Source organism: uncultured Massilia sp. (genome assembly GCF_913773735.1).
Taxonomy (GTDB): domain Bacteria; phylum Pseudomonadota; class Gammaproteobacteria; order Burkholderiales; family Burkholderiaceae_D; genus Telluria.
Window position 1 is genome coordinate 103,783 of sequence record NZ_CAJYEB010000030.1, and the last position, 23,412, is coordinate 127,194.

The 23,412-nt window shown below is 63.0% G+C and carries 24 protein-coding genes and 1 pseudogene; 9 read left to right on the forward strand and 16 right to left on the reverse strand.

Translation table 11 applies throughout. From position 1 onward, the window contains the following. Positions 1–102: 102 nt before the first annotated feature. Complete coding sequence (locus tag QZ749_RS14845; RefSeq protein ID WP_296948388.1) at positions 103–1,014, reverse strand: hypothetical protein; 912 nt, start codon at positions 1,012–1,014, stop codon at positions 103–105. Next, positions 1,011–3,371 (reverse strand): ATP-binding protein, encoded by a 2,361-nt coding sequence (locus tag QZ749_RS14850; RefSeq protein WP_296948390.1) that lies wholly within the window; start codon positions 3,369–3,371, stop codon positions 1,011–1,013. The genes QZ749_RS14845 and QZ749_RS14850 overlap by 4 nt, the downstream gene beginning before the upstream one ends. A 199-nt stretch (positions 3,372–3,570) precedes the next feature. Here QZ749_RS14850 and QZ749_RS14855 point away from each other — a divergent pair. Next, a pseudogene (locus QZ749_RS14855) lies at positions 3,571–3,950 on the forward strand (transposase); the annotation flags it as partial. A gap of 159 nt (positions 3,951–4,109) precedes the next feature. Here QZ749_RS14855 and QZ749_RS14860 read toward each other — a convergent pair. The 14 genes from QZ749_RS14860 to QZ749_RS14925 are packed head-to-tail and all read right to left on the reverse strand — an operon-like array spanning position 4,110 to position 17,416. Then, complete coding sequence (locus tag QZ749_RS14860; protein ID WP_296948392.1) at positions 4,110–5,795, reverse strand: LPD7 domain-containing protein; 1,686 nt, start codon at positions 5,793–5,795, stop codon at positions 4,110–4,112. A gap of 1 nt (position 5,796) precedes the next feature. After that, the gene (locus QZ749_RS14865; RefSeq protein ID WP_296948393.1) at positions 5,797–7,740 is read right to left on the reverse strand and encodes a type IV secretory system conjugative DNA transfer family protein; all 1,944 of its coding nucleotides are present in this window, start codon (positions 7,738–7,740) and stop codon (positions 5,797–5,799) included. 10 nt (positions 7,741–7,750) lie between these two features. Then, the gene (virB11, locus tag QZ749_RS14870) at positions 7,751–8,782 is read right to left on the reverse strand and encodes a P-type DNA transfer ATPase VirB11 (protein WP_296948395.1); all 1,032 of its coding nucleotides are present in this window, start codon (positions 8,780–8,782) and stop codon (positions 7,751–7,753) included. Between the two features lie 47 nt (positions 8,783–8,829). Further along, positions 8,830–10,041 (reverse strand): TrbI/VirB10 family protein, encoded by a 1,212-nt coding sequence (locus QZ749_RS14875; protein ID WP_296948397.1) that lies wholly within the window; start codon positions 10,039–10,041, stop codon positions 8,830–8,832. Then, a complete protein-coding gene (locus QZ749_RS14880) occupies positions 10,038–10,844 on the reverse strand; it encodes a TrbG/VirB9 family P-type conjugative transfer protein (RefSeq protein ID WP_296948400.1) in 807 nt (268 codons plus the stop codon). Before QZ749_RS14880 ends, QZ749_RS14875 begins: the two co-directional genes overlap by 4 nt. Continuing rightward, on the reverse strand, positions 10,841–11,707 hold the full coding sequence (locus QZ749_RS14885) for a virB8 family protein (RefSeq protein ID WP_296948403.1): 867 nt from the start codon (positions 11,705–11,707) through the stop codon (positions 10,841–10,843). Before QZ749_RS14885 ends, QZ749_RS14880 begins: the two co-directional genes overlap by 4 nt. A 9-nt stretch (positions 11,708–11,716) precedes the next feature. Continuing rightward, positions 11,717–11,866, reverse strand: a complete 150-nt coding sequence (locus tag QZ749_RS14890; RefSeq protein WP_296948405.1) for a hypothetical protein — start codon at positions 11,864–11,866, stop codon at positions 11,717–11,719. Between the two features lie 7 nt (positions 11,867–11,873). Further along, complete coding sequence (locus QZ749_RS14895) at positions 11,874–12,875, reverse strand: type IV secretion system protein (protein WP_296948407.1); 1,002 nt, start codon at positions 12,873–12,875, stop codon at positions 11,874–11,876. Between the two features lie 9 nt (positions 12,876–12,884). Further along, positions 12,885–13,166 carry an EexN family lipoprotein gene (locus QZ749_RS14900; protein ID WP_296948410.1) on the reverse strand — a complete coding sequence of 94 codons (282 nt, stop codon included), beginning with the start codon at positions 13,164–13,166 and terminating at the stop codon, positions 12,885–12,887. Positions 13,167–13,195: 29 nt separating this feature from the next. After that, on the reverse strand, positions 13,196–13,849 hold the full coding sequence (locus QZ749_RS14905) for a type IV secretion system protein (RefSeq protein WP_296948413.1): 654 nt from the start codon (positions 13,847–13,849) through the stop codon (positions 13,196–13,198). Beyond that, entirely contained in the window at positions 13,846–16,320 is a 2,475-nt protein-coding gene (locus QZ749_RS14910) for a VirB4 family type IV secretion/conjugal transfer ATPase (protein ID WP_296948416.1), read from the reverse strand. The genes QZ749_RS14905 and QZ749_RS14910 overlap by 4 nt, the downstream gene beginning before the upstream one ends. After that, positions 16,307–16,687, reverse strand: a complete 381-nt coding sequence (locus tag QZ749_RS14915) for a type IV secretion system protein VirB3 (RefSeq protein WP_296948418.1) — start codon at positions 16,685–16,687, stop codon at positions 16,307–16,309. Before QZ749_RS14915 ends, QZ749_RS14910 begins: the two co-directional genes overlap by 14 nt. 1 nt (position 16,688) lies before the next feature. After that, positions 16,689–16,982, reverse strand: coding sequence for a TrbC/VirB2 family protein (locus QZ749_RS14920; RefSeq protein WP_296948420.1), 294 nt, complete (start codon positions 16,980–16,982; stop codon positions 16,689–16,691). After that, positions 16,979–17,416, reverse strand: a complete 438-nt coding sequence (locus QZ749_RS14925; RefSeq protein WP_296948422.1) for a hypothetical protein — start codon at positions 17,414–17,416, stop codon at positions 16,979–16,981. The genes QZ749_RS14920 and QZ749_RS14925 overlap by 4 nt, the downstream gene beginning before the upstream one ends. A 154-nt stretch (positions 17,417–17,570) precedes the next feature. Between QZ749_RS14925 and QZ749_RS14930 the strand changes: the two genes are divergently transcribed. The 8 genes from QZ749_RS14930 to QZ749_RS14965 all read left to right on the forward strand — a co-directional run bounded on the left by QZ749_RS14930 (position 17,571) and on the right by QZ749_RS14965 (position 23,325). After that, the gene (locus QZ749_RS14930; RefSeq protein WP_296948424.1) at positions 17,571–17,888 is read left to right on the forward strand and encodes a TrfB-related DNA-binding protein; all 318 of its coding nucleotides are present in this window, start codon (positions 17,571–17,573) and stop codon (positions 17,886–17,888) included. Further along, on the forward strand, positions 17,885–18,670 hold the full coding sequence (locus QZ749_RS14935; RefSeq protein WP_296948426.1) for a ParA family protein: 786 nt from the start codon (positions 17,885–17,887) through the stop codon (positions 18,668–18,670). The genes QZ749_RS14930 and QZ749_RS14935 overlap by 4 nt, the downstream gene beginning before the upstream one ends. Continuing rightward, positions 18,667–19,776: a ParB/RepB/Spo0J family partition protein gene (locus QZ749_RS14940; protein WP_296948427.1), complete on the forward strand. Its 1,110-nt coding sequence runs from the start codon at positions 18,667–18,669 to the stop codon at positions 19,774–19,776. Before QZ749_RS14935 ends, QZ749_RS14940 begins: the two co-directional genes overlap by 4 nt. Next, entirely contained in the window at positions 19,777–20,103 is a 327-nt protein-coding gene (locus tag QZ749_RS14945) for a hypothetical protein (RefSeq protein ID WP_296948429.1), read from the forward strand. Between the two features lie 193 nt (positions 20,104–20,296). After that, positions 20,297–20,860 carry a plasmid mobilization relaxosome protein MobC gene (gene mobC, locus QZ749_RS14950; RefSeq protein ID WP_296948431.1) on the forward strand — a complete coding sequence of 188 codons (564 nt, stop codon included), beginning with the start codon at positions 20,297–20,299 and terminating at the stop codon, positions 20,858–20,860. Beyond that, complete coding sequence (locus QZ749_RS14955) at positions 20,850–21,890, forward strand: relaxase/mobilization nuclease domain-containing protein (protein WP_296948433.1); 1,041 nt, start codon at positions 20,850–20,852, stop codon at positions 21,888–21,890. Before mobC ends, QZ749_RS14955 begins: the two co-directional genes overlap by 11 nt. Positions 21,891–21,914: 24 nt before the next feature. After that, positions 21,915–22,412 (forward strand): hypothetical protein, encoded by a 498-nt coding sequence (locus QZ749_RS14960; RefSeq protein WP_296948435.1) that lies wholly within the window; start codon positions 21,915–21,917, stop codon positions 22,410–22,412. An 85-nt stretch (positions 22,413–22,497) separates the two neighbouring features. After that, positions 22,498–23,325 carry a DUF932 domain-containing protein gene (locus QZ749_RS14965; protein ID WP_296948438.1) on the forward strand — a complete coding sequence of 276 codons (828 nt, stop codon included), beginning with the start codon at positions 22,498–22,500 and terminating at the stop codon, positions 23,323–23,325. Positions 23,326–23,412: the final 87 nt, after the last annotated feature.

Genomic DNA, 23,412 nt, shown 5'->3' on the forward strand with positions numbered 1-23,412 from the left:
CTGGACAATAGATCAGCAAGCCTACCGCTCCAATGTCGGTCAGTGTAATAGAGATGTTTCGAGTGGTAAGCGATTACATGCCCCACCACTTGTGCCCAACCCTCAGTTTTTTAACAAGGCAAAGATCTCCTCGAACGCCTCTTGTTTTTTCAGCAGTGCAAGTCGCAGTTCGCGCATTTCTTCGCTAGTAAATTCCTCTCCCTTCTTGTTTAGAAGCTTCCTTGAAAAGCCGTCTATCTCGACGCGTACGTGCGCAAGATCGTTTCTTTTTGGCATAATTTTTTCAGCATACTCCAGCAATTCCTTATCGTGCTTATCATGGCCACCTATGAGCCGCAAAGCCTTGCGCAATAGATGCAATCGATCCGCGCTTGTATAAACGAGATGCTTATCAAATAGCTCAGAAATGTGGCTAATCTTCTGGAGCTCACCTATATGCGCCTCGAATTTTTCCTTGATGTTGTCGACTTTCTCGAGAATCTTTTCCAATATTTCTTTTTGTCTTTCATCGTCACCTTTCTCGAATATATGAAGCAGGCTATCGTTCACGTAATGATCAATGTCACTCGTAGCCCCCATCACCAAGCCTCGTGAATGGTCGATGTCCAGTACTTTTTTTACAAGGGTTTGAAAAACCCCCTCTGCAGTGTCAGGTAAATCGTCGCGACTGGATAAATATATTCCGCTAACATCTGCTGCCCTAAGGTACTCGCGAAGATTGTTCGCTTGGGCTGAATAGAATATTACATCTTTGAACGGTAGGTTACGGCGCACTTCCTTCAGGCCTTCATCACCATTAGGACCATTATCAAGGTTATAGTCCATCAAAATCAGGTCAATATGATCGGAGAACACATTGTCCGTTATATATTTTTTCGCCTCCTCGACCGAAATCGCAAACTGCACCTTTAGACGAAAGCCTTCTGCCCTGATTAGTCGTTCGAGCCTCTCTTTCTGCGCTTGAACACTATCCTGCAGATCCTCGACCCATAAAACGTTAAAATCCAGCCTCATTCCGAAATCCTGATCAAAAAGTGGGCGCCGCGACCGTTGGGCCCGTGAAAAACGTCAATCGAACCATTCATCTGACCCAAAACGTGCCTGACATGATACAGCCCGAGCCCCGACCCATCAGTAGTAGTAAACCCTTTTTCGAAGACTCGATCAAGCTGCTCTATCTTGCTACTAAATCCCTTACCATCGTCGATGACGTCAATGTGCAAACCGCCTTTGTTGGGATGGCTAATTTTGAAAGTTATAGTTCCAGCGCGCGCTTTCTTTGCGTTGGCAACAAGGTTATCTATTACGACTGAAATATCGATGGGTTTGAACTTTTGCACAAACAGTTGCCCGTCGCTCTCCACCTTTATTTCCATGGGACCATGGAGGAAGTCACGAGCAACACCATCGATGTACTCCCTCACATACTCACCGACATCGGCTTCGATCTTCTCAGACGCCAACCTGAAATTGGCCTTCGTGGCAAATTTGGAGACACCCATAATTCGCTTATTGATCAAGGCAATCCGTTCAAGCGCGTTAACAATATCCTCTGTCCGCACGACTTCTTTCCCAGCAATATGAACAAAAAAGTTCTCGAGTTGCTGATTGATATCAACAGAATAGATTGTCACCTGATGATGCAGGTTAAGGATTGTATCCGTATCCAGCGTAGAGATCGAAGTCAGAAATAAATTGCGCTTCTTCTCTTCTAACAGTTGTTCTTGCGCTTTTGCTGATGCATATTCAGCTACTCGAGCTCGTTCAAGGGCAACTTCTTTTGCAGCTCTTTCTTCATCAGCTTGTCGCCTTGCTGCTTCTTCCGATTTACGTAACTCGACAAATCTACGTTCCGCGCTCTCTATATTTTGGAAAAGATCGGCATCCTTTGTTTTTTCGGCGATGGCCCGTAAACTTATTAGAGAGCCTTCAAATTGAGTCGATCGCTCGTCTAGAATATTGATGAGCTGCTTGCTGTACTCGATTAACTCAATTCCAGCACTATCTACAAGCTTGGCGACTGCCGTTGCTACGCGGGCTTTGCCTGAGTCAGTCAACAGTCTGGATATATCGCCTGAATGCTTGTCCTCCTTATCAACAAATGTGACAGGGACGACATAGCGCTCAAGCCTCTTCAAGCAATGTTCATAGAAGCATCTTTTGAGTTGAACGACTGCCGGTGTCTCTACCAGACCGCCATCACGACTCGATGGCTCATGAAAATCATCATCTGTCCCTGATACGTCGATTCGTCCGATTACGTCTCGCGTTCCTAGAAATCTCGCATACCCTTGTTGCTTGCGCCGATCCATTCCGAACCAATCGTCACCTTCCTCTCCAACCGGAAAAACTCGGAAACCATTTCGGAAAAGGAATACAGCACCAAATTGAACGGAGGGGACCCCCATACGTCGAGAAAAAGTTTGCTTTGCTGATTGATTCAAGAAAAAAATCTGGCAACGAAAACCAGAATGAAGGAGCAAAGGATATTCATTCGGCTCCCGGATCCGATAGATTAGCTCACCTCGGTCGATCAGGGAACTCTCTATAAATTCACCGACAGTGTCAATACGAACACTTATAAACGTGGTTTTTTCCTGCAACGTCGAAAAAATGAAATTCCCGACCGGGCCATTTACTATGGAATTTGGAGCTGGCTCGCTGTCTTTTCGCTTTCCATTTGTTAGATACAAACGGTCCTGCTGGATCTCTGCGGGAGCATGGATCGCAATATTAAATCCGTCGACCTCTGCCCCGAACGGGTTGATGAGCTTTGCAAGCGCCGACTTTAGCCTTAAAATTGCACTTCTATTCCATTCGCGGCGCGTGTTCTCGATACTTATGACTGTACCATGCGCTCGATCAGCGACTTCCTCTGGCAATTCGAAAGCCGGCGAATGGGCTGAATAGCCAAGCTCGATATCCTCGAAATGCCTCAAGTGGTCTCTATCAAAAAGGCTCCAATCGACCACCAACGAGTGTACGTTGCTGCCACCTTCCGTACGGTGTCTCGTCTGGAGGCGGACTACCTGCCCTAGACGGTCTGAAGAGAACCTGCCGATGCCCTTGCTACCGGCATAGTGATGGCGGTCAGCTATGTCATCCCGAAAATCGTTTGACCTATTCTTCCCGCGTTTTGATGAATAAGCGACAAATAGCCACTTATTGCGAATATCGTCGTAGGTCATGCCGACGCCGTTATCAGCGATAACTATCCGTCGATCCCCGAAATAAAGATCGACCTGCTTTGCGCCAGCGTCAAACGAGTTTTTGACTAACTCGAATATTGCGACCTCATCATCTGTAATGAGGTCGCTGCCCAGCACACTCTTGAGACCACTACTTACGTCAAAGTGTAAATCAGTTGCCACGTCATTCCTTACGCTCCCATTGCGGAGATCACTCGATCGCAAAATTACCCAGATGCATTATATTCCAAACACCCATTATGGTGAGAATATTGTCTCTTTTAAGCAATTGTGTACCACGATGTTGTTCAGCGAAACGAGTGGCTTTGTTGCACAAATTGGCCCTCACCGGCCAGAGTAGCGCACGGGGTAAACTGAAGGCATGGCAGCCCGTGCAAAACCGAAGTGCCGAACGACTAACTGGAAGACTACAACGCGGCATTGAAAGCCTGTGGCTCGCTGCTGATCTGGCTAGATGACAAGGAGATGTGTTGGAACGGCAGTGCAAATGGCAAGCGAGGCCGCAGTCGGAAGTACAGCGAGACAACTATCCAGTTCTGCCCGACCTTCAAGGGCCTGTTCAATTTGCCATTGCGTCAGGCGATGGGCATGACGCAGAGTCTGCTCGCGCTGGTTGGACTGGACTGGCAAGTGCCCGACTTCAGCACAGTTAGCCGGCGCTAGAAGCATCTTTCGGTAACAATCGGGGCACAGTTGACGACAGGATTGCACCTGCCAGTCGACAGTACGCGCATCAAAATAAGGCATACTGTCAATAACGGACACGCTTGTTGGTGAAATTTATCAAACAAGAGTGTCCGAAAAAATCAGAGTACCTGAGGCTGCGGCGCTCCCCTTATCCGGACAGCCCAACCGCAACCTCTGATCTTCCCAATTATGCCCGGGACGACGGCCATTTACCTATCGCTCCTGCACCGGCGCATCCGACCGCGTGACGGTCACGTCTGTTTTCTGACGTCGAGGCTGGCGCATCTGCTCCGGATCAACCTTCGGCCCGATCACATCCTTGCCCTCGCGTATCTGCTGTGCAATCAACTCCTTCCCGATCGCCACGAACTGCTTTTCCTGTCCGGGCATGTAAGCCTCGGCAAACTTCCGGGCAGCGTCGAGCAAGGCATATGCCTGTACCAGTTCCGGATACTTCTTCACCGCCAGCGTCGGCTTGTCGTTCGCGAAGGCCGACAGCTTCTCGCCCAGGGCGATTTCCTCGCTTTTATCCACCGGTTTTTCGAGCGACACCGGACGCGTAGTGGCCTGTTCCCTAACCGCGCTTGGCTCGACAAGGTTCTTCGGTTGGTTCTGGTTCAGCTGTGCCAGGTCGAGTTCGGATGGCTTGTAGCCGGTAACCTGCAACCCGTTCCGGGCGGCCTCCATCCATGCGGCCCTGCGGAAGGATTCCGTACCCTTCACGGTGACGCTGTTCCAGCCACGTTCCTTGGCGATCTCGATGAGCGCCGCGACCACCTCCGGATGCTCTCCCCTCGTCGCGAGTTTCGCGCCCCGGTCCACGAACGCCGGCGAACGGTCGGGAAAGTAATATTCGCTGTCCACCTTCAGGAATCGCTTGCTTACCGAGTCTGGCACGGCCGTCGACGCGGCCTTCGCTTTCATGTCCGGCTCGCCAGTCGGGGAACTCGGCGGCGGTAAGACAGCCGAAGCGGAAGCGCCGGCGTCCTGCGCAGCCGTCCTCAGGTCCGGCGCCAGCTTGTCGAATTCCTTCCTATATTCCGACTCCGCCTGCCTGTTACGGTCAGCAACCGCGAGCCCCAGCCTGCGCGCGAAGGCATCCTTGATGGTGCGCAGCGTCTCGACATCGGACTGGGCCGTCGCCGCGCCGCGCTCGCCGGCGGGCGCGGTATTGCGCGCGCCAATGAGCGCCCGGGAGCGTTCCAGCAGCTTGCGTAGCAGCCCGGCATCCTCGGCGTCCTTGACCACCTGTATCTCGGCCTCGCTGACCTGCTCCTTGCTGATTTCCGGCCCCGGCTCGATCGAGTTCTCGACCAGTGCCTTGGCGCGCCTGGAGGCGGCTGGCTTCACCGTATTGGCAGTCGCCGCCACGTCGGCCCCGTCGCGCGACTCCGCTGCAGGCTCCTTAGCTCCAAGCAGCTCTGCGGTCGATGCATCCGCCGTCCGCACACTTCCACTCGCCGCCTCCATCGAACGCGTCAACCGTTCGTGCCGCAGCCGCATCCTTTCCTCGAGCGCACCCTGGTAGACCGCATGCTGCTGCATGAACGCTATACCTTCGGGCGTCGGCACCGGCGCAGGGGGCAGTGGCGGCAGGCCGTCCGGATCGACCTGCGCCGCCACTTCCGCCGGCGCTCCTTCGGCGCTGGTCGGCGTCCGTTCGTCGAGCACGTTCCTGGGTTTCGCGCCCCGTGTTGAAGAGCGCGTCTTTTTCGGCTTCGCCGGCTCATCGCCGATCTCGGCCGCCGCCTTGGCCTTGCTGGACGACCGTCGTTTCGGTTTGGCGACCTCCGCTCCTGCGTTTTCGATGCCCACCTGCGCCGGGTTGTCCGACGCCTGCGCCGCCGGAACCGTATCCGCTGCGCCATCGGCGCCGCTGTGTTTCTGCTGTTCGCTCATATCATTGCTCCTGAGAGTTTTCAACGGCCTTCATGAATGAACCAAACGCCTTCGCCAGGTCGTTATCGGTAACAGGTTCTCCTTTCGGTAGCTCCACCTTCGCGAAGTCGACCGCGTACGCGGTCAGGTCCAGCGCGCCAAGCCTGCCAAAATCCGCCGGCTCGACGGACCTTGGCGAACCTGCGGCGCCATCGGCCTCGATACTGCCCTCCGGCATCGTCACGGCCTGCGGCATCGTGATCCTGATCGGCTTGATCGGCGGTACCGGCAGGTTCGCCCGTCCCGCGAACAATCCGAGTTTCCAGAACCAGATCTTCCTGCACAGGATCGGCAGCATGCCCTCGACGGCGATAATCTCGTTGTCCTTGCCCATCTGCTTGACTTCCTGCGGGTTCATCAGCGGCCGCGCCGAGTGCGAGACCGTGCTGCCACCACCACCAGACTTGCCGGAGAACGTGAACCGCTGGCGCGAGCGTGACACCACTTCGGCCGTATAGGTGCCAAGCATGCGCGAGATCTCCTCGGCGTACTTCTGCTCGCGCGGCGCATAGATGACCGACGCACCGCAGCAGCTCATGATCGTCTCGGCGCCGTCGGCGCCATATACCTGGCGCAGCTGTGATACCGCCTGCACGATGATGAACGGCCTCAGCCCGTACCCGCCCATCAGCCCGATGGAATTGAGCACGATGGGCATGCGTCCCATGGCCGTGAACTCGTCCTTGATCACGGCGACCTCGTACTTCAGGCCCGGATCGTCCTCCGGCATCCTGTCCATGTTGCAGCCATAGAGCTGCGTGAAGAACAGGTTGAGAAGCTGCCCAAGCATGCCCAGGTCGTCGGGATTCACGCCGAAGTAGATCGATATCCGCTTGCGACGCAGGTCGTGCAGGTCGAAGGAGTCGCCACTGGTCGCCGCGTCGACCAGCGGGTTCGCCCAGAGCTGCAGCTTGGCGGTGAATGTCTTGCGGATCGACGATTGCGTTTGCGGGCTCAGGTTGATGAAGTCGTAGAGCATGCGCTTGCAGGTCGGCGACAGCGGTTCTCGGCTCCTGTCGCGGCGCCGTATCACGGCGCGCCAATGGTCGCCGATGCCTTCGGCCTCGCCATACATGATCTGCCGCAGCATCTCGCCCATCGTGCGCGGCAGCGCCGGCGTCTCCATCACGTACAGCGCCAGGCCGAGGAAGAGGTCGCGGCACGACGCCGGCCAAAACGGATCGCCGCTTGCCGGGTCGGGCGACAGCATGTTCGCGATCTTCTGCAGCGCATTGATGCGCAGGGCCGGATCGTCCGGTACGTAGAAGCGCGAAATCGGATTCCACTGCGCCGTGCGGCCGGTCGGCGAGAGCGGATCGAACAGGAAGACCTGCGAGAACAGCGAGCGCCACCCGGCCGAGATCCGGTAGCACTCCTTGCGCGTGTCGTTGATGACGAAGCTGCCGCGCCATGTGAGCGCGTTCGGCTGGACCAGGCCGGCGCCCTTGCCGCTGCGCGGGCCGGCGGCGCAGAACGCGCCCCGTTGCTGCCCGAGCATGATCAGCCTGCCGCCCAGCCCCAGGAAGCCGCCCCAGCGGCCGAGCACGAGGCCGCCCTCGTCGAACAGGCCGGCCTCCGCCACTTCGCGGCGGGTCGCGAACCTGGCATCGCCATGCAGCGAACGCTTCGCGGGGCGAAGCAGGCAGGCGCCGATCGTGATCGCGGCGATCCATCCACCGGCGAGGCACATGACCAGCCAGCGGCGCGTGTACGGCTCGTCGCCATACTGCTGCCAGTAGGCCAGCACGGTGAACGGCGTGGCCGCGTGGGGCGGAAGCTGCGGGCTGTGCAGCTTGACCAGGAAGAGATAACTGGCCAGGTAGAAGGCGAGTACGACGCCGCCGGCAAGGATGCCGGCCACGGCCAGCAGGCGATGTCGGTCGGTATCAGCGGGAGTGATGAGCATGTCCGTCTCCTTATCCAAGCTGGCGCATCGCGAAAGCCGGGTCGAAATAGACCTCAGAGGCCACGCGCCGTCCATCCGGCAAGCGCTCCATCTGCACGACGACATCGACCAGCGCGTGCAGCGTCGCCATGATGTCGGCGAGGTCCAGTCCTCCTCCCTCCGGGCTGCCCTTGATCATCAGCGCCAGGCGCCGGAACGCCAGCTTCGCGCGCGTGGCATGTACCGTGGTGATCGTTCCCGGGTGGCCGGAATTGAGCACGTTCTGGATGAAGAAGAACGACTCGTCGCCGCGCAGTTCGGCCAGCAGTACCCGGTCCGGGCGCATCCGCAGGGCGGCTTCCAGCAGGTCGCGCGCGGACAGTTGCGAAACGCCGTTGCCGCCCTTCGGATACGACAGGTTGACCTGGTTCTCCTGTGCCATGCGCATTTCCGGGACGTCTTCCACGGTGACGATGCGCTCGTGCCGGGGAATCAGCACGGCGAGCGCGTTGCCGAGCGTCGTCTTGCCGGAGCCGGTCGCCCCGGACGAGACGATGTTCTTGCGGCCACGGACCGCGAGGCCGAAGAACGCCTCCCACTCCGCGGCGTGGAACAGGTCCAGCAGCTCGCGATCGAGCGGCGGCAACGCCGCCTCGAGTCGCTCGCGTTCGTCCTGCCCGACGAGGAGCGACTGCTCGCGACGGGTGTCCGCGAATGCGCCCTTCGCGACCAGTTCCGGCAGTGCGAACACCGTCGTGCTCGGCCTGCGGATCGTGATCGATACGGTCCCGGTCGGGACGGCCGGCGGTATGACGACCTGGATGCGCTGGCCGTCGGGAAGCTGGGCGCCCAGCAGCGGCAGCGCTTCGGTGATGTCCTGGCTGGCGCGGTTGCGCAGCAGTTTCGCCAGGTCGAGGCACCACTCGAAGGTCAGCGCGGGCAGGCGGTGCGTTTCCCACCGCCCTTCCCGCTCGGCCATCAAAACGCCGGGCCGGTTGACGACGATCTCGGTGATCCCGGTATCGTCGAGGAAGGCGGACAGCGGTTCGAGCGCGAGCGCCATCGTGGATTTCTCGTGCGTGCTGCTTGTCATGGCATGCATGGCGGGCCTCATCGGGTTGCGGTCGGACGTTCCCGCAGCGCGTACACATCCCGGAAATCCAGGTCGCGCGCGACGTGGATGACGATCCGGGAGGCCTCGGGTGCCGTCAGGGTCGGAGGGATGTCCAGGGAAGACTTGAGCACGTCGCTCATGACGCGCTGCGCCCCGCCGGTGATGTTGGGAAAGGCGATGGTCGTGTTGTTGCTGCCTCCGCCCTGCCGCAGCGCGGTCAGGTAGGGGCCGACGTCGCCGATCACGCTCAGCAGGATCGCGGCGCCGAAGCGGTCCCAGAAATGGTTGTCGACCTCCCCGGCGATGCCGGGACGGCCCAGCCAGTCGGCGCCGCCGGAGTCGACGTCGACCAGCACATGGTTCGGCGTCTCGCCGCGCGCCCAGACAATGCCAACGCGCCGCTGGCCCTGCGCGATGCCGTTGGCCTGCTCGCCGACCCACTTCGTGCCGCGCTCGAGCAGTACCACCCTGCCATCGGCGCTGCGCACGTCCTCGGCCTGGATGCAGGTGACGAGGCCCGGCAAGGTCGTGTCGAGCGCCTCGACCACGTTGCAGGGAATCCTGGTGCCCTGGGTGATCATCATGCCCGGGTCGGCCAGCATGTAGGCCCGCGAACCCGTCCCGCGCAGCTGGTGGCCGGCGCGGTCCGGCGCCGGTTGCCCGGACGGGGCGGTGCCGCCCGGCACCATCCCGTCGACGCCGCCGCCAGTGGCCTGCCTCGGCCCCTGCGAATCCGCCAGCTTGAAGGCCAGGGGAGATTCGAGCCGCTGCCGCATGCGCTCCTGTGCCGGCGTCAGCGGTCGGGGACCGCTCGCGATGCCGGTGGTGCCCACGCTTCCGGCCTGGACCGCCGGGCCAGCGGGAAGCGCGGCCTGTGCCGCCGCCGGCATCGCAGGCAATGGCGCCTCCTGGCGGGCTTCCTGGAACACTGGCGTCTTCAGGGGCGGAAGCGTGGCGGGTACGGCGGCGACGGTTTCGCTGGACGGCCCGGTCGCCGCCTGGTGCCGGTCGTATATGGCGGCGTAGTAGCGCCACAGGGCCAGGCCCGCCACTCCCACCACGCCGGCGACGATGAGCAGGTTGGTCAGCTTGCTCTGCAGGCGTAGTCCGCGCCGCATCTCGGCGGCGTCGCGCTCGCCCTCGATGACCTCGTCGATGCCAGCATCGTCCGCGCTGTCCTTGTCCTGCCTGAACCGGAAGATGTTCATTTCCGCTCCCCTTTCACGATACGTTCGACCTGCGGCGAAGAGGTGTTCGTCGCCGCCCGGGGCGCGCCCGGGTCGTAGCCTTCGTTGAACACGCAGGCCACCAGCGATCCCGACTGCAGCACGAGCTTCGGGCGCACGCCATGGATCGCGACGGTCCCGTCTGCGCCGACGGTGAAGTTCTCGATCCGCTTGACGCTGTCGTCGCTCTCGCTTGCACCGTAGATCGCAGGCAGCTGGGTGCGTGCCGCGAACCGGAGATAGGTCACGACACCATCGTCCCACGCCTCGACGGGCGCCAGTTCGCCCGCGCCCTGGACCGTGTAGTCACGGTTGCGTACCGGGGCGCCCTGGTCGAGCAGCTTCTCGACGCGCTCGCGCTCCCTTGCCCGGGCTTCCGCGGCGCGTTCCGTCGCCGGGTAGCGGAACCGCACGGTCAGGTAGCCCGTCTCGTTGGCCGGGGCCAGCCTCATGTCGAATGTGTAGGCGCGCCTGTCGGTGACGACCTGGATGTTGGTCGTCGGCGCCTTCACGGCCGGCTTGAAGAACACGCCGTTCCGCTTGCCGGTGCTTGCGGCCTGCCACGCGTCCGTGTTACCGCCGACCATGTCGATCAGCTGCTCGTCCGGCTCGAACAGGATCATCGTCGCGGTGCCGACCTTGCCGTAGATCGTCACCACGTTGTTCGGGTCGTAGTCGACGAAGCGCACGCGCGCATCGGCCTTCGACGGCACCGGTTCCTGGGCGGCGCGGGCGTCCAGCGACAGCACACCGGCCAGCGCGCATACCATCAGCCTGGTTTTCATGGCGACACCTCCCTCGCGGTGGCGACGGGCGCGGCCAGCGCGACGGGACGTCCCTGCCGCGTCTCCGCGGCCGGCGCCTCCGGCTGGCGTACCGCCGGCGACGCGGCGCCGAGGTCGGGATCCTTGATGTAGTCCGTGATCTCCATGCCGAGGTCGTTGACGCGGCGGGTGCGCTCGTCGCTGGCCACGTTCACCCAGCGGAAGGGAATCGTCGCGATCCAGCTGGTCGCCTCGCCCGAGGGCTGGTCCGCGCGCCACACGCGCGACGTGAAGCTGACGCGCACGCCGGTGGCGGTGTCGAAGCCGTTGCGCAGGATGGTGATCGCCCCGATCTGCACCCTGACCCTGCCGTCCTTCCTGTAGACGTTCATCGGCGATGCCGGGTTCGCGGTATCCCAGTACTCGGCCCACTGCGCGCGCAGGCGGGGGCTCATGAAGGCGGCGGCGTCGTAGTAGCTGTCCTCGGCGGTGTCGAACGTGTAGCCCTCGCGCGCCCGGAGGAATGCCGAGACGCTGCGCCGGATGGTCGCGTCTTCCGGCGTCAGCTGGTAGGCGGCGAGCGACATCAGCGGGCTGGCGGCGCCGGTCGACTTGTCGACGACCAGCACTTCCGGCGGAGGCGCCGGCCGCATCGACGTGTGGATCGCGCCGGCGGCGATCGCGAAGGCAGCAACCGACAGTCCGGAGGCGCCGGCCGCCACCCGCCATGCCGTCCTGCGCGAACGCTGTTCCATCTCGGTCTTGCGGTCCGATTCGGCCGCCGAATGCCGTAGCAGGGTCTGTATGTCGTCGTGCGTTTCGATCAACCGGCGCAGCTCGTTCAGGTGTGCAGCGAGCGCGTCCTGGGCTTGCGTGGTCTTCATGGAATGCTCCTATGCGGCCGTGCCGCAGCTTGGATGGGTGATGCCGGCCTGCGCCGGCACGTTGACGGGACGGCGGTCCTTGCCGTCGCAGCCGGGTGGCCTGGTGGCGCAGCCGGCCAGCGATACCGCGATGGCAACGAGCAGGGTCAGTTTGCGCATGGTGTCCTCACTTCTTCTTGGTCAGGGAGATCGAATTGCGTGCCCGGCCCCGGTAGGCGCCCTGCGTCGCGCTCCACGCCTTGCGGCCGGCGTACCGGACGGGACGCGTGGAGTAGTCGACGCCCTTGCCGACGAGCGGCATGGCGTGGCGCTGCATGACGCCCACGGCGAGCCGCCCCGCGCCGAACGAAGACAGCGACACGCCGCCCGCCAGCCCGGCCGCGATGGTCAGCACCGACGCCAGCGCCAGCAGCGACACGAGGCCCATCGCCATGAACGGGAAGATCTGGTCGACGTCGCCGGCGTTCGCGATGGCCGCGTCAGAGGCCGCGCGCGAGAACAGCTTGAGCACGAGCAGGTTGACGGCCATGACGAGGATCGGCACGAGGAAGTAGTTGCTAAGCTGGCGGATCCAGGAGTTGAAGTACCCGGCCGTGCTCTCGAACAGCAGGCCGAGGATGAACAGCGAACCCAGCGCCAGGATCGCCGTCAGCGCGACCTTGGACAGCGCCATGAGGAAGAAGCCGTAGGCCGTCACCACGATGGTCAGCGTCCATATGGCGAGCGCGATGAAGTACAGCCCCATGTCGCCGTTGAACAGCCCCGCCTTGGCCCAGAACTGCCTGCCGATGTCGAAACCCTGGCTGAACAGCGTGTCGAGGCCCCCGGTGAACCCGCCGGTATCCGGCGAACGCGCCATCGCCGCCGCCAGCTCGCCGGGGCCGTGCAGGAAGGTCTCGGTGATGATGGTGTTGTACTCGGCCAGGCCGATGCCGACACCGAAGATCAGCGAGACCTTCAGCACCCGCTCGGCCATGTCCATCAGCGGCTCCTTGATGAGCCCGCGCATGCTGGCGAAGCCCCAGAGCACGACGTACACGCCAAGGAAGGTGAACGCCGCCGGTTCGATGGCGCGTGCGACGACGGCGACCTGCTCGCCGACGTAGGCGTCGCATACCGCCTCGATGTATTGCAGGTTGGCGGTGAAGAAGTTGGTCGGCGCGGCCATGCTGCGCTCCTATGGCGTCACGCCGGGGAAGCGGCCGGTGCCGGCGGCCGCGATGCGTTCCGCGCGCAGGGCGTTCACGCAGTTGGGGTCGTCGCCCTTGCGGCCCGGATCGTTGGCGCACTCGTCGAACACCTTCCTGCGCAGCTGCGGCTGCTGCAGGAACTCGTCGACCGTGAGCACCCGGGTCTCCGCCGCGGCCTTGCCCGCGACGCCCTCCTTCGAACATCCGCCGGCGGCGCAGGCGAGCATTGCGAGGACGAGCGCGGCGACGGTGTACTGGAATTCCTTCATGGATGGCTCCTTGGATTGTCGGTGTGGTATCAGGGGAGACTGGTATCGATCCTGGGAAAGTTTCCCTGGCCGGACGCGGCGGCGCGCATCTGGTTGGTCATCAGCCGTTGTGCCTCGCCCTGTGCGGCCGCGCCGTTCGCCGCCGCCGTCAGCTGGTTCTGGTCCTTCACCAGGGCGGCATGCTCGATGGCAATCGCATTGGCGAGGTCGTAGGCGGCCTTCGGATCGTTCGTCGTCGCCAGTGCCGCCGTCAGCGTGCGCAGGCGCTGTTCGCGCGCACTGGCGTCGTTGTAGGCCGCCTGCGCCATCGCCTGGGTCGCGGCGGACAGGTTCTGCGACTGGGCCAGGAAGGACTGCAGCGCCGGAGACAGGCTCGCCGCCTGCCCGGGCGTCAGGATGGCCTGGGCCGAGCGGATCTCCTGCGCCAGCGCCGACAGCTGGGTCATCGACTGCGTCCAGTCGGGCGGGAGCACGCGCACCGCTGCCGGCAGCAGCCCGGCCATGCCGCGGCTGCCGGTCATCGATTCGATCTGCGTGCGCATCTGGCCGTACTGCAGTTCCCATGCCCTCACCTGCTTGGCCGCCTCGGCGATGGCGGCGGGGTCGATGACCGCTAGCTGGGCGTGCGCCGGGAGCGTGCCGGCCGCCAGCGCGATTGCGATAAAGAGGTTCCTCGATTTCATGACGTTCTCCTTTCGTTGATGAAGTGCGGATACCAGTCGTCGACGTCCTCGCCGTACTGCTCCATCAGGCGGTCCATCAACTGGAGGTTCGACGTGCGTGCCGACAGCACGGCAAGGTCCTCGTCCATGCCGTCGAGCGGCAGCCGCAGGACCACGGAGTGGTGTCCCTGCTTGAACAGGAACATGCCGCTGCCCTCCGGCATCTCGGTCTTGACGATCTCGAACTCCCGCCCTGAGAGGCCCAGTCCGTCCACGTAGTCCTTCTCGCGGGCGCCCGGATTCGGGAACAGGAAAAGGGTGGCGACCTGTTCGATGAGGGTCCGGCTGATCCTGTGGTTGATGGCGTCGCCGGGCGAGTTCGAATCGAGCGCGACGAAGCCGTTCATCTTCCTGAGCGTGCGCAGCATGTCGTCGCAGAAGGCGGCGAACCTGGCATCGCCCAGCGCCTTCCAGAACTCCGAGATCCACACCGACAGGCGGCGGCCGTCGATCAGGCGACTGGTCAGGTAGAACAGGTGCATGTTGATGGGCGTGCGCAACTCCGGGTCGTCGAGGAAGCGGGTGACGTCGAACGCCGTGATCCGGATCGAGCCGAGGCTGGACGCGAGCGTGTCCGCCTGGTTGTCGAAGACCCAGGCCAGCGTGCCGTCCTTCCGGCCGGGTTCGCGTGCGTGGCACCACTTGTGCAGGCGCTCGTACACGCTCTCCGCCCCTTTCGGCAGGTAGTCGAGCACGCGGCCGAGCCGCCGGTTTTCGTGGGACAGGCGCACCACCGCGTCGATCGCGTAGTCGAGTTCCTTTTCCTCGGACACGGTCAACGGACTCGTGTCGACCTCGATGCCGTCCTCCGTCAGCATCGGCCGCGACACCAGCCTGCGTACCAGGCGCCGCAGGTACGGCAGGGTCCCGGTCTCCTCCGGATCCAGGCTGAACGGATTCCAGCCCGTCGGCACGCCGGGCTCGATCCGGTAGACCCGGCCCCGCAGGCGGCGCACCGCGATCTCGGTATCGCGGTCCTTCGAGAACAGGATCGAGGTCATGCCGAACTTCTGCATCATGGTCAGCACGAACATGGCCGCCGCGGTCTTGCCGGAGCCGGTCGGGCCGAGGAACATCGAGTGGCCGACGTCCTTCTTGTTGCCGCCGTTCGGGGCCTTCGGGTCGGCGGCGTGCAGGTTCAGGTAGTGCGGCGTACCCGCCGCCGTGACCAGCATCGTGACGGCATCGCCCCAGTGGTTACCGCTGCGCCGTCCGAGCGGGAAGTTATGCAGCGGCATGAAGCCGCAGGCGTTGCGGCTGCTGACCAGCGACAGGCGCGGCCGGTAGCGGTGGTTCCCCGGAAGCTGTGCCCAGTACGCCGCCTCGCAGGCGAGGTCTTCGCGGGCCGTGACGATGCCGCCTTCCGTCAGCACCGCCCGTACCTTGTCGACGTTCTGGTTCAGCTCGCGCAGGGTCGTACCCTTGACCTGGATGCTGTAGTGATGCGCACCCATGGCCGTGCGGCGGGATGCGAGGTCGTCCGCCGCGTCGGGCAGCTCCTCCCGCTGCGACACGGCCGCATCGCCCGCGTTTTCCATCCGCGTTCCGGCCGTGCGCATGGCCTCCAGCGCGACATCCTTGCGCGAGAAGGTGAAGGACTGCGTGACCACCAGCTCGCACGGCAGGGTCAGCAGGCTTTCCAGGAACAGCGGGTGCGTCTCGGCCGGATAGCCATTAATGCCCAGCATCGCGGCGAAGCTGGTCTCTCCCGCCTTCCGAATCTCGATGGTCTCGGCGCCGAACAGCGGTCGCGCGGTGCCGACCAGGGAGCGCAGCCGGCACGGCGCCAGCGCAATGCGCTCCCACGTGCCGCCGACCAGGTAGCCGAAGAACTCGGCGGGTTCGGAAAACCACACGCCGCCGCGCTCGTACAACGCCAGCCGTTCGGCGTCGTAATGGCGCAGCGCCGCGACGAGACCGTCGACGATCGCGTCGAGCTCCTCGACGTTCTCGCGCCGCTCCGCCTCGATCGCCTCGGGCGTGCGTGCGAAGAACAGCCTGCCCAGGCCACCGCCGGTCCACCACGGGCTGGGCCGGAACACGACGGTCAGGTACAGTTCGTTCGCCATCAACCGTTCGCGGCCGATCTTCCCGGCATAGCGCTCGTTCAGGTCGTTTGCGTATCCGGGCGCATAGGCGCCGTCCGGGTACTGGTTTTCCTCGCGCCGGACGATGTGCTGCCATAGCGTGACACGCGGATCGGCAAGGCTCAGGATGATCCGGTTCAGCCGGTCGTGGCGGCTGTTCAGTTCTGCGTTGGACGCGCATTCGAACGCCGCGCCGCCCAGGCGCAGCACGCAGACATAGTCGCCGTCGCCGGTCAGCACGACGTCGGGCGTCAGGTGGAAATCGTAGGGGATGTTCCGCGACTGCGGCAGGTCGCGGCGGGCCGCGCCGGCGCGGCGCCCGCCTTTCCGTTCAGGATTCGGCATGCTTGTTCTCCCGTTTCAGGCGCGACTGGACGCGCCAGCGCTGGATGAAGGTGATGCGCCCGCCCGGTTCCAGCGGGCTGTATGACGAGGCGGCCCAGTAGCCGAGCGTCGCGACCATGCAGTTGGCCTTGGTGCGCAGCCACAGCAGGAGCAGCTCGAAGGCGCGCGGATCCTTCAGGCAGACCAGGTAGCAGATGCCGTGCAGCGGAACGCAGATGAGCATCCACAGCAGGCTCCTGGTCCAGACCAGGGCCTCGACCGAGGCGATGAGGTTGAGCATCAGTGCCGGATACGGGACACCCCACTTCATTGCCGGTCGCGTCAGGCCGACGGCAAGCGGATCGATCTTGATGCCGTCGTCATCCATGTCAGACTCCCATCAGGGTCCGGAACCACGTCACGATCTGGTCGCTGCCGAACATCATGGCGACGCCGACCAGGCCGCCGATGAACCAGCCCCAGTTCACGCGTCCCATCAGGCACAGCACGCCGACGACGAGCACCGCGATGCCCGCGAACGGCGTGAGCGTCTGGATCAGGTCCGTCTTCAGCAGGGTTCCCGAGTTGGCGAACGGCGGCGCGGCGAACGCCAGTCCGGGAATCAGGCCGCAGGCGACGACGGCGCGCGACAGGACGGGCTGCAACGTACGAGCGGTTTTCATGGCAGTTCCTTTGCAGGTGGTGGTTGAACATCGACAGGTGGCGCGTTGCGCCGGTAGACATCCCAGAACGGTGCCTGGGAGGATTGATGCCTGGCCGGCGCGGCGACGGTGTCGCCGGCCGGCGCCTTGCGGGCATTCACGCGGACGGGCATTGCCTCCTGCAGGCGTGCGAGTTCCCGCCGCAATGCCTTGACGTTCTCCTCGTGGCGGTGCGCGTCGGCAAGGGCCCGATCCCCCGGCATCTTGGCCAGCGCCGCGCGCGCCAAGCCCAGTGCCTGTTCCTCGGCGGCGAGTTCGGTCTCGAGGATGGCGCGGCGATCGATGTCGCGCGCCTGCTGTACGGCTTTGTCGACAACGGGGAACGGTTCGTTACCCGCTGCCAATGAACACACTGATATTGCGCAGAAGATCAGCGATCTTGGAAGCAAACTCATGGTTGGCTCCTTGCGGTGACATGGCCCTGACGATAGGCTAAGTCTTCGCCGTTACCCTTGATGAGTATCATTCAATCAGGTGTTTAATTAACACCTTATTTAAGTACACTTGGGCGTCATGGATCAGCGCCTTCCCTGCCACAGAAAGGTGTGTATGAGGAAAAACAAGAGGCTGACCACGGAGGAGTTCGAGGCCATCCGCCCGCAGCTGGCGCGCATGAAGGACAGGAACGTGGAAGCGATCAGGGCCATCCTCGTGGACGGCCGTCCGCAGAAGGATGTGGCGGCGGAACTGGATGTGTCGGCGGTGGCGGTGAGCTCGATGGTGCGCAGCGCCTGGGAATACCACATCACGCACGGCGCAAGGCCGGAAGGATGGGTCAGCGTCAGCGTGGTCCTGCCTCCGGAGATGGCGCAACTCGTCAGGGAGATGGAACGTAACGCACGTGAAAATCTAAAGGCGAAAAAGTGAAGACATTCATCCCGGCCAACCAGAAGGGCGGCGTCGGCAAGACCAACACCGCGTTCAACTTCACCCACTACCTTGCCGAGGAAGGCAAGCGCGTACTCGGCGTCGACGGCGACGAACAGGGCAACTACAGTCGCGTGATGAGCGAGTACGTGCAGGTGGGCGCGGGCGCGAGCCAGCTGTTCGGCGACGCGCCGGTCGTGCTGCCGGACGTGACCGGCGCGATCACGGTCCTCCCGGCGGACAAGGCGGAACTGCGCGCCGTGGAGCGTGCCGGCGCGAGCGACGCACAGCTCGTATCGAACCTGCGCATGCGCCTGGCGGAACTGGCGCCGCGCTTCGACTATCTCGTGATCGATTCGGCCGGATCGAACAGCCGCATCGCCAACGCCCTCCTCTTCGTCAGCGACTTCGCTGTCATCCCGACGAAGATCGACCAGGACAGCATCGACGTGTCGGTCGAGGTGCTCAAGCGTGTCGTCTCCATCAGGAACAGCTGGAATCCGGGGCTGGTCAACCTGGGCATCCTGCCGAACGAATACGACTCGCGCCAGCCGGCGCAGGTGAAGAGCCTGAAGGCCCTGCTCGGTAGGTATCCGCAGCATATCTTCCCGGCTTATATCGCCGACCGCTCGGCCTACCGCGAGGCGTCTGCCGCGAAGACGCCGGTCTGGCGCCTGAAAAGCGAGACGGACGGTCGCACCAAGACGTCCGCCCGCGAGGCGGCCGTCGAGATGCGCGCCGTGTTCCGCATGCTGCTTGACCGGATGGAGGCGCAATCATGAACCTCGACCTGACCGGCCTGGCGGAAGTCGCCCAGCCCGCCGCCGGCGAACCGTTGATGGTGCCGCTGGATGCCATCGATCGCGATGCCGGCCAGCCGCGCCAGCACTTCGACGAGGCCGCGCTGCAGGAACTGGCCGAGAGCATCCGCGCCGAAGGTGTGGTGCAGCCGATCTCCGTGAAGCCCGATCCGGCAGCGCCCGGACGCTACATCATCAACTACGGTGAGCGGCGGTTTCGCGCGGCGCTGATCGCCGGCCTGCGGGCGATTCCGGCGTTCGTGCACAGGACACCGGACAGCTACACGCAGGTGACGGAAAACCTCCACCGGGCCGACCTGTCGCCCATGGAGATGGCGCTGTTCATTCGCCGGCGCATGGACGCGGGCGAGACGCGCAGTGCGATCGCGGCTCGGCTGGGCTACGGGAAGAGTTATGTCACCGAGCACCTCGCGCTGCTGGAGTCGCCGGCCTGCGTCGAGAAGGCGTACGCGAACGGCGTGGCGTCGGCGCGCACGCTGTACGACCTGCGCCGGCTGCACGACGAGTTTCCGGAACAGGTGGATGCGTGGTGCGCCAGCGGGATCGAAGTGACACGTGAAGCCATTTTCGAGTTAGGGCAAAGAGTTCGTCATGACGAACAGTTGGCGGGACAGGCCGGCGCCATCGGGGATACGCTCGGGACCGTCGTGGAGTGCGACAACATAGTTCGTCATGACGAACAGTTGGCCGTTGCGGGGCATGCTGATTCGCCTGGTGCCCCGCCCTTGGCGGAGTCCGCTTCTGTCGCTCTCACGGTGCCGGAGCCTTCCTCCAACGATGCCGGAACGGCGGCAATCGATAAGGAACACGGTGCTGCGCCGGCGGATTCAACCGCGAGGCGAACTGGCGGGGAAGGTTCGCCGAACGACGATACGCGGCGCGAAAGGCATGCCGGTGCCCCGCGGGTCGGCCAGTCGGACAGGAGCCTGCGTGTCAAGGTGAAACACAGCGGACGCGAGGCGATGGTGGACGAGGAAAGCGTCGTGAGGATCCGTTACGGCGACGGGGAAGTCGCGGAGGTTCGTCTCGCGGATACCCTCGTCGTGGCGGTCGTCGCCGGCCATTGAATGTTGCAACGCGAATGCCGGGAGGCTGTCGTGCGAAGAGAGGATTCCCTGCTCGGGATGTCGGCCAGGGCTACGGTGAAGGTCTTGCGGTCGGCCGCGTTCGTGCTCCTGGTGCTGGTGTCGAGGTTGCTTCTGCCGGTGCTGCGCCTGGGGGCGGCTGGTGGGGTCCTGCTCTTTGGCTTTTGCGCACTGTTCAGGCGTGACCTGGGCACGCCCATGTGGGCGGGCGCGGCGCTTGCATTTGCCGCGGTCGCACTGGAACTGGCGCTGGGCGCGGCGATTCGCGCACTGGCGCCGTCCGATGTCGTCGTGATTACCGAGGTGTGAGCGCCATGGCGAGATTGTCCCGCAGTCCCGAAGGGACGAGGACCGGTCTGTTAATCCGCGAGGATTAACAACCCCAGACGATAGTCTATCCTGCCCACCTAAAACCGAAAGCAGCAAAGAACCGTTGAACGCAAACGCCGGCAAGAAACGGGAGCAGCCCGATTTCCAAGGCTGGCCAACCGGGAGAACTGTCATGGCAGTGATCGGAGCAGCAGTCGATAGCGAGACGAAGCAGGTATTCGATGCGATCGCACGATCGCGATCCGTGACGACATCGCGCCTCGCTGGTGCGTTGATTACGGATTTCATCAGGGCGGAGAAAGGCGGCCAGGTCGTAACCACGAAGGCGCCTGGATTGCCGGCGATGGGCCATGCGGCTGCCCATGCCGGCGCGAAGACGGAACAGGTGTATGTCCGGCTCGAACCCTACTACTACGACGAGCTGGGGCGCCTGGCGGCGCAGCGCCGGTGGTATCGCAGCGCCTATCTGGCAAATCTCCTGTACGCGCATGTCGACCGCCTCCCGGTGCTGTGCCATGACGAGGTCAACGCGGTGCGGCAGGTCGCGCGGCAGCTGGCGGATATCGGTCGCAACGTCAACCAGATCGCCAGGAAAGTCAACATCGATCCCGACCGTGCCGACCTGTCCGCGTTCGACTTCGAGCTGGTCAGGATGCTGCTCGACGTCGAGACGGCGGCGGTCAAGGACCTGGTCCATGCCAACCTGCGAACCTGGGGAGCGACCGATGTCCAGTGAACGCGAGATCGTACCCGAGCGCGGCGGACGCAAGTCGGGCCTGCGCCGGCTTGTCTACAGGCCGCAGGCCAGTCCCGGGCATGGCGGCAGCGACTGGCAAGCGACCAAGGAACGGTTGCGGCGTACCGTGGCGCGTGTTCCCGAAGTCGTCATCAAGGTCAAGGGCGGCGGCACGACCATTGCTGGCGTCATGCGATACATGAACTACATCTCGCGCAAGGGCATGCTGATCGCGGCGAACGAGAGAGGTGAACGTATCCAGGGCGGCGAGAACATCAGGACGACGCATGCCTCCTGGGATCTCGACCTGCAGCGTACCCATGACCGGAAAGGCGAGCAGATGCACCAGTCGTTCAACGTGATCTTCTCGATGCCGGCAAGGACGGATCCTGGCAAGCTGTTCGCCGCGGTCCAGTCCTTCGCCCAGGAGAATTTCGTCCGGCGCCAGTACCTCATGGTGCTGCACACGCCGGAGACCGACCCCAGCGACAGTCCGCCGCCGCATCCTCACGTCCATGTGATCGTGCGTGCCGAGGACGAGGACGGGCAACGGCTCCACATCCGCAAGACAACCCTGCGTGCCTGGCGGGAGGCATTCGCGGCGGAGCTTCGCTCACGGGGCATCGAGGCGAACGCCACTTCCAGGGCGGAACGGGGGGTATCGCTCAAGGCGCGTGGCAGCGCGGAATACCACATCCGGGAACGGGGCGAGGTATCCACCGCCGAGGCACGGCGTTTCGCCGAAGCGACGGGCGACCTTCGCAGGAACGAGACCGAACCGAAGCCATGGGAAGTAGCGATGGCCGCGCGTCGGCGGGACGTGTTGAAGGAACTGGCCAGGAACGCCGCCACCTTGCGCCAGGAGGGCGATACGGAGCTCGCCGAGAAGGTGGAACGCTTCGCCCGCGAACTGCCAGCGCTCGACACGGAGCGACGCAGGATGCAGCGTGCCCTCGTCGAACAGGTCAACGCACGTGTCAGGCGGGAACGGGCGGAGGACCTGCCTCCGCCCCTGCCGGACATGCATTAGACCCGGCGTAGCAGGCGGCAGGCCATGCGGCCGCGCCATATCGACGCATCGAACAACAAGGGGGCAATCATGGATAAAACTTCAGGTACAGGCGCCAAGAAGGTCCGCCAGGATGGAGGGAAGGAACCCGGTCCGGCATGGCAATTGGCGGGAGAGGCCCTGTGCCTCTATGCGGACCCCGGATATCGTCCGCCTGGGCCGGAGGATGTGCGCACCGTCATGCATCTGCTGGGAACGACCGCCGAGGAACTTGCCCTCCTTGTCGGCGTGAAGAATGGCCGGGCCGTCCGGCGCTGGCTCGCACCACCGTCCGCAAGATCCCATGCTCAGATCGACTACGCGACCTGGCGCCTGATGCTGCTCGAGGCAGGTCTCGTCGAGCCGCCCAAACCCTTGATGCATGCCAAAGCGATTAGGTCTAAAAGACCTATACTGAATCTGACGGGGAAGCAGTCGGCGACAAGTCCTCGGCACGTTCCCGAAGATCGACAGCCGGACACGCATTATTCGAAGGACGAGTGAACGTATCGGTTCACGCCCGCGTATGGCTCCCGGTCCCGAATGCCCGGTTTCCAGATCTTGTTTAACTCACGTTAGGGAGATTGACATGAAACTTGCAACGCGTTTCGGCCGCGGCCGCACGTCGGTCCGCTCCGAGGAGCCGCTCGCCAACGAGGAAATCGCAAGGGTCGCGCCGTCGATCTTCGCGACCGAGAAACACGACAGCCGGTCTGACCGGTACACCTACATCCCGACGATCCATGTCCTGGAGAAGCTGCGCAGCGAAGGCTTCATGCCCTTCATGGCATGCCAGGCCAGGTGCAGGGACGAGGGCAAGCGCGAACACACGAAGCACATGCTGCGCCTGCGCCATGCGGGCCAGATCGCCAGCAGCGAGGCCAACGAGATCATCCTGCTGAATTCGCACGACGGCACCAGCAGCTACCAGATGCTGGCCGGGACGTTCCGCTTCGTCTGCTGCAATGGCATGGTGTGCGGCGACATGCAGAATGACATCCGCGTTACCCACAAGGGCAATATCGTCGACAACGTGATCGAAGGAGCGTTCCGCGTGGTCGAGGACTTCGAGCGAATCGACTCGCACATCGACGATATGAAGTCGCTGCCGCTGGACGAAGGCGAACAGCTGGCGTTCGCCAGGGCGGCGCTGGCCCTGAAGTATGACCCGCATGGCGAGCCTGCGCCGGTCACCGGTCAGCAGATCCTCGCGCCCTGGCGTTCCGAGGACGTCGGAAACGACCTTTGGAAGACCTTCAACCGCGTACAGGAAAAGATGCTGAAGGGCGGCGTCCGTGGTCGTACCTCCGATGGACGGCGCGTCACGACGCGGGCAGTTACCGGCATCGACCAGGACCTGAGGCTGAATCGTGCGCTTTGGGTCTTGGCTGCGGAAATGAAGTTGTTGAAGCATTGAAGACGAAGACAATGCCGGCCTTTCACGACAAAGCTGCCTGCATGAATCCAACGGCATTCCAAAATACACGCTGTATCACTTGCACCT

Bases quoted from the DNA above. Each gene is read 5' to 3' on its own strand.
- QZ749_RS14845 (WP_296948388.1), bottom strand. From the start codon at position 1,014: ATGAGGCTGGATTTTAACGTTTTATGGGTCGAGGATCTGCAGGATAGT.
- QZ749_RS14860 (WP_296948392.1), bottom strand. From the start codon at position 5,795: ATGAGCGAACAGCAGAAACACAGCGGCGCCGATGGCGCAGCGGATACG.
- QZ749_RS14865 (WP_296948393.1), bottom strand. From the start codon at position 7,740: ATGCTCATCACTCCCGCTGATACCGACCGACATCGCCTGCTGGCCGTG.
- virB11 (WP_296948395.1), bottom strand. From the start codon at position 8,782: ATGGCGCTCGCGCTCGAACCGCTGTCCGCCTTCCTCGACGATACCGGG.
- QZ749_RS14875 (WP_296948397.1), bottom strand. From the start codon at position 10,041: ATGAACATCTTCCGGTTCAGGCAGGACAAGGACAGCGCGGACGATGCT.
- QZ749_RS14880 (WP_296948400.1), bottom strand. From the start codon at position 10,844: ATGAAAACCAGGCTGATGGTATGCGCGCTGGCCGGTGTGCTGTCGCTG.
- QZ749_RS14885 (WP_296948403.1), bottom strand. From the start codon at position 11,707: ATGAAGACCACGCAAGCCCAGGACGCGCTCGCTGCACACCTGAACGAG.
- QZ749_RS14890 (WP_296948405.1), bottom strand. From the start codon at position 11,866: ATGCGCAAACTGACCCTGCTCGTTGCCATCGCGGTATCGCTGGCCGGC.
- QZ749_RS14895 (WP_296948407.1), bottom strand. From the start codon at position 12,875: ATGGCCGCGCCGACCAACTTCTTCACCGCCAACCTGCAATACATCGAG.
- QZ749_RS14900 (WP_296948410.1), bottom strand. From the start codon at position 13,166: ATGAAGGAATTCCAGTACACCGTCGCCGCGCTCGTCCTCGCAATGCTC.
- QZ749_RS14905 (WP_296948413.1), bottom strand. From the start codon at position 13,849: ATGAAATCGAGGAACCTCTTTATCGCAATCGCGCTGGCGGCCGGCACG.
- QZ749_RS14910 (WP_296948416.1), bottom strand. From the start codon at position 16,320: ATGCCGAATCCTGAACGGAAAGGCGGGCGCCGCGCCGGCGCGGCCCGC.
- QZ749_RS14915 (WP_296948418.1), bottom strand. From the start codon at position 16,687: ATGGATGACGACGGCATCAAGATCGATCCGCTTGCCGTCGGCCTGACG.
- QZ749_RS14920 (WP_296948420.1), bottom strand. From the start codon at position 16,982: ATGAAAACCGCTCGTACGTTGCAGCCCGTCCTGTCGCGCGCCGTCGTC.
- QZ749_RS14925 (WP_296948422.1), bottom strand. From the start codon at position 17,416: ATGAGTTTGCTTCCAAGATCGCTGATCTTCTGCGCAATATCAGTGTGT.
- QZ749_RS14930 (WP_296948424.1), top strand. From the start codon at position 17,571: ATGAGGAAAAACAAGAGGCTGACCACGGAGGAGTTCGAGGCCATCCGC.
- QZ749_RS14940 (WP_296948427.1), top strand. From the start codon at position 18,667: ATGAACCTCGACCTGACCGGCCTGGCGGAAGTCGCCCAGCCCGCCGCC.
- QZ749_RS14945 (WP_296948429.1), top strand. From the start codon at position 19,777: ATGTTGCAACGCGAATGCCGGGAGGCTGTCGTGCGAAGAGAGGATTCC.
- mobC (WP_296948431.1), top strand. From the start codon at position 20,297: ATGGCAGTGATCGGAGCAGCAGTCGATAGCGAGACGAAGCAGGTATTC.
- QZ749_RS14955 (WP_296948433.1), top strand. From the start codon at position 20,850: ATGTCCAGTGAACGCGAGATCGTACCCGAGCGCGGCGGACGCAAGTCG.
- QZ749_RS14960 (WP_296948435.1), top strand. From the start codon at position 21,915: ATGCGGCCGCGCCATATCGACGCATCGAACAACAAGGGGGCAATCATG.
- QZ749_RS14965 (WP_296948438.1), top strand. From the start codon at position 22,498: ATGAAACTTGCAACGCGTTTCGGCCGCGGCCGCACGTCGGTCCGCTCC.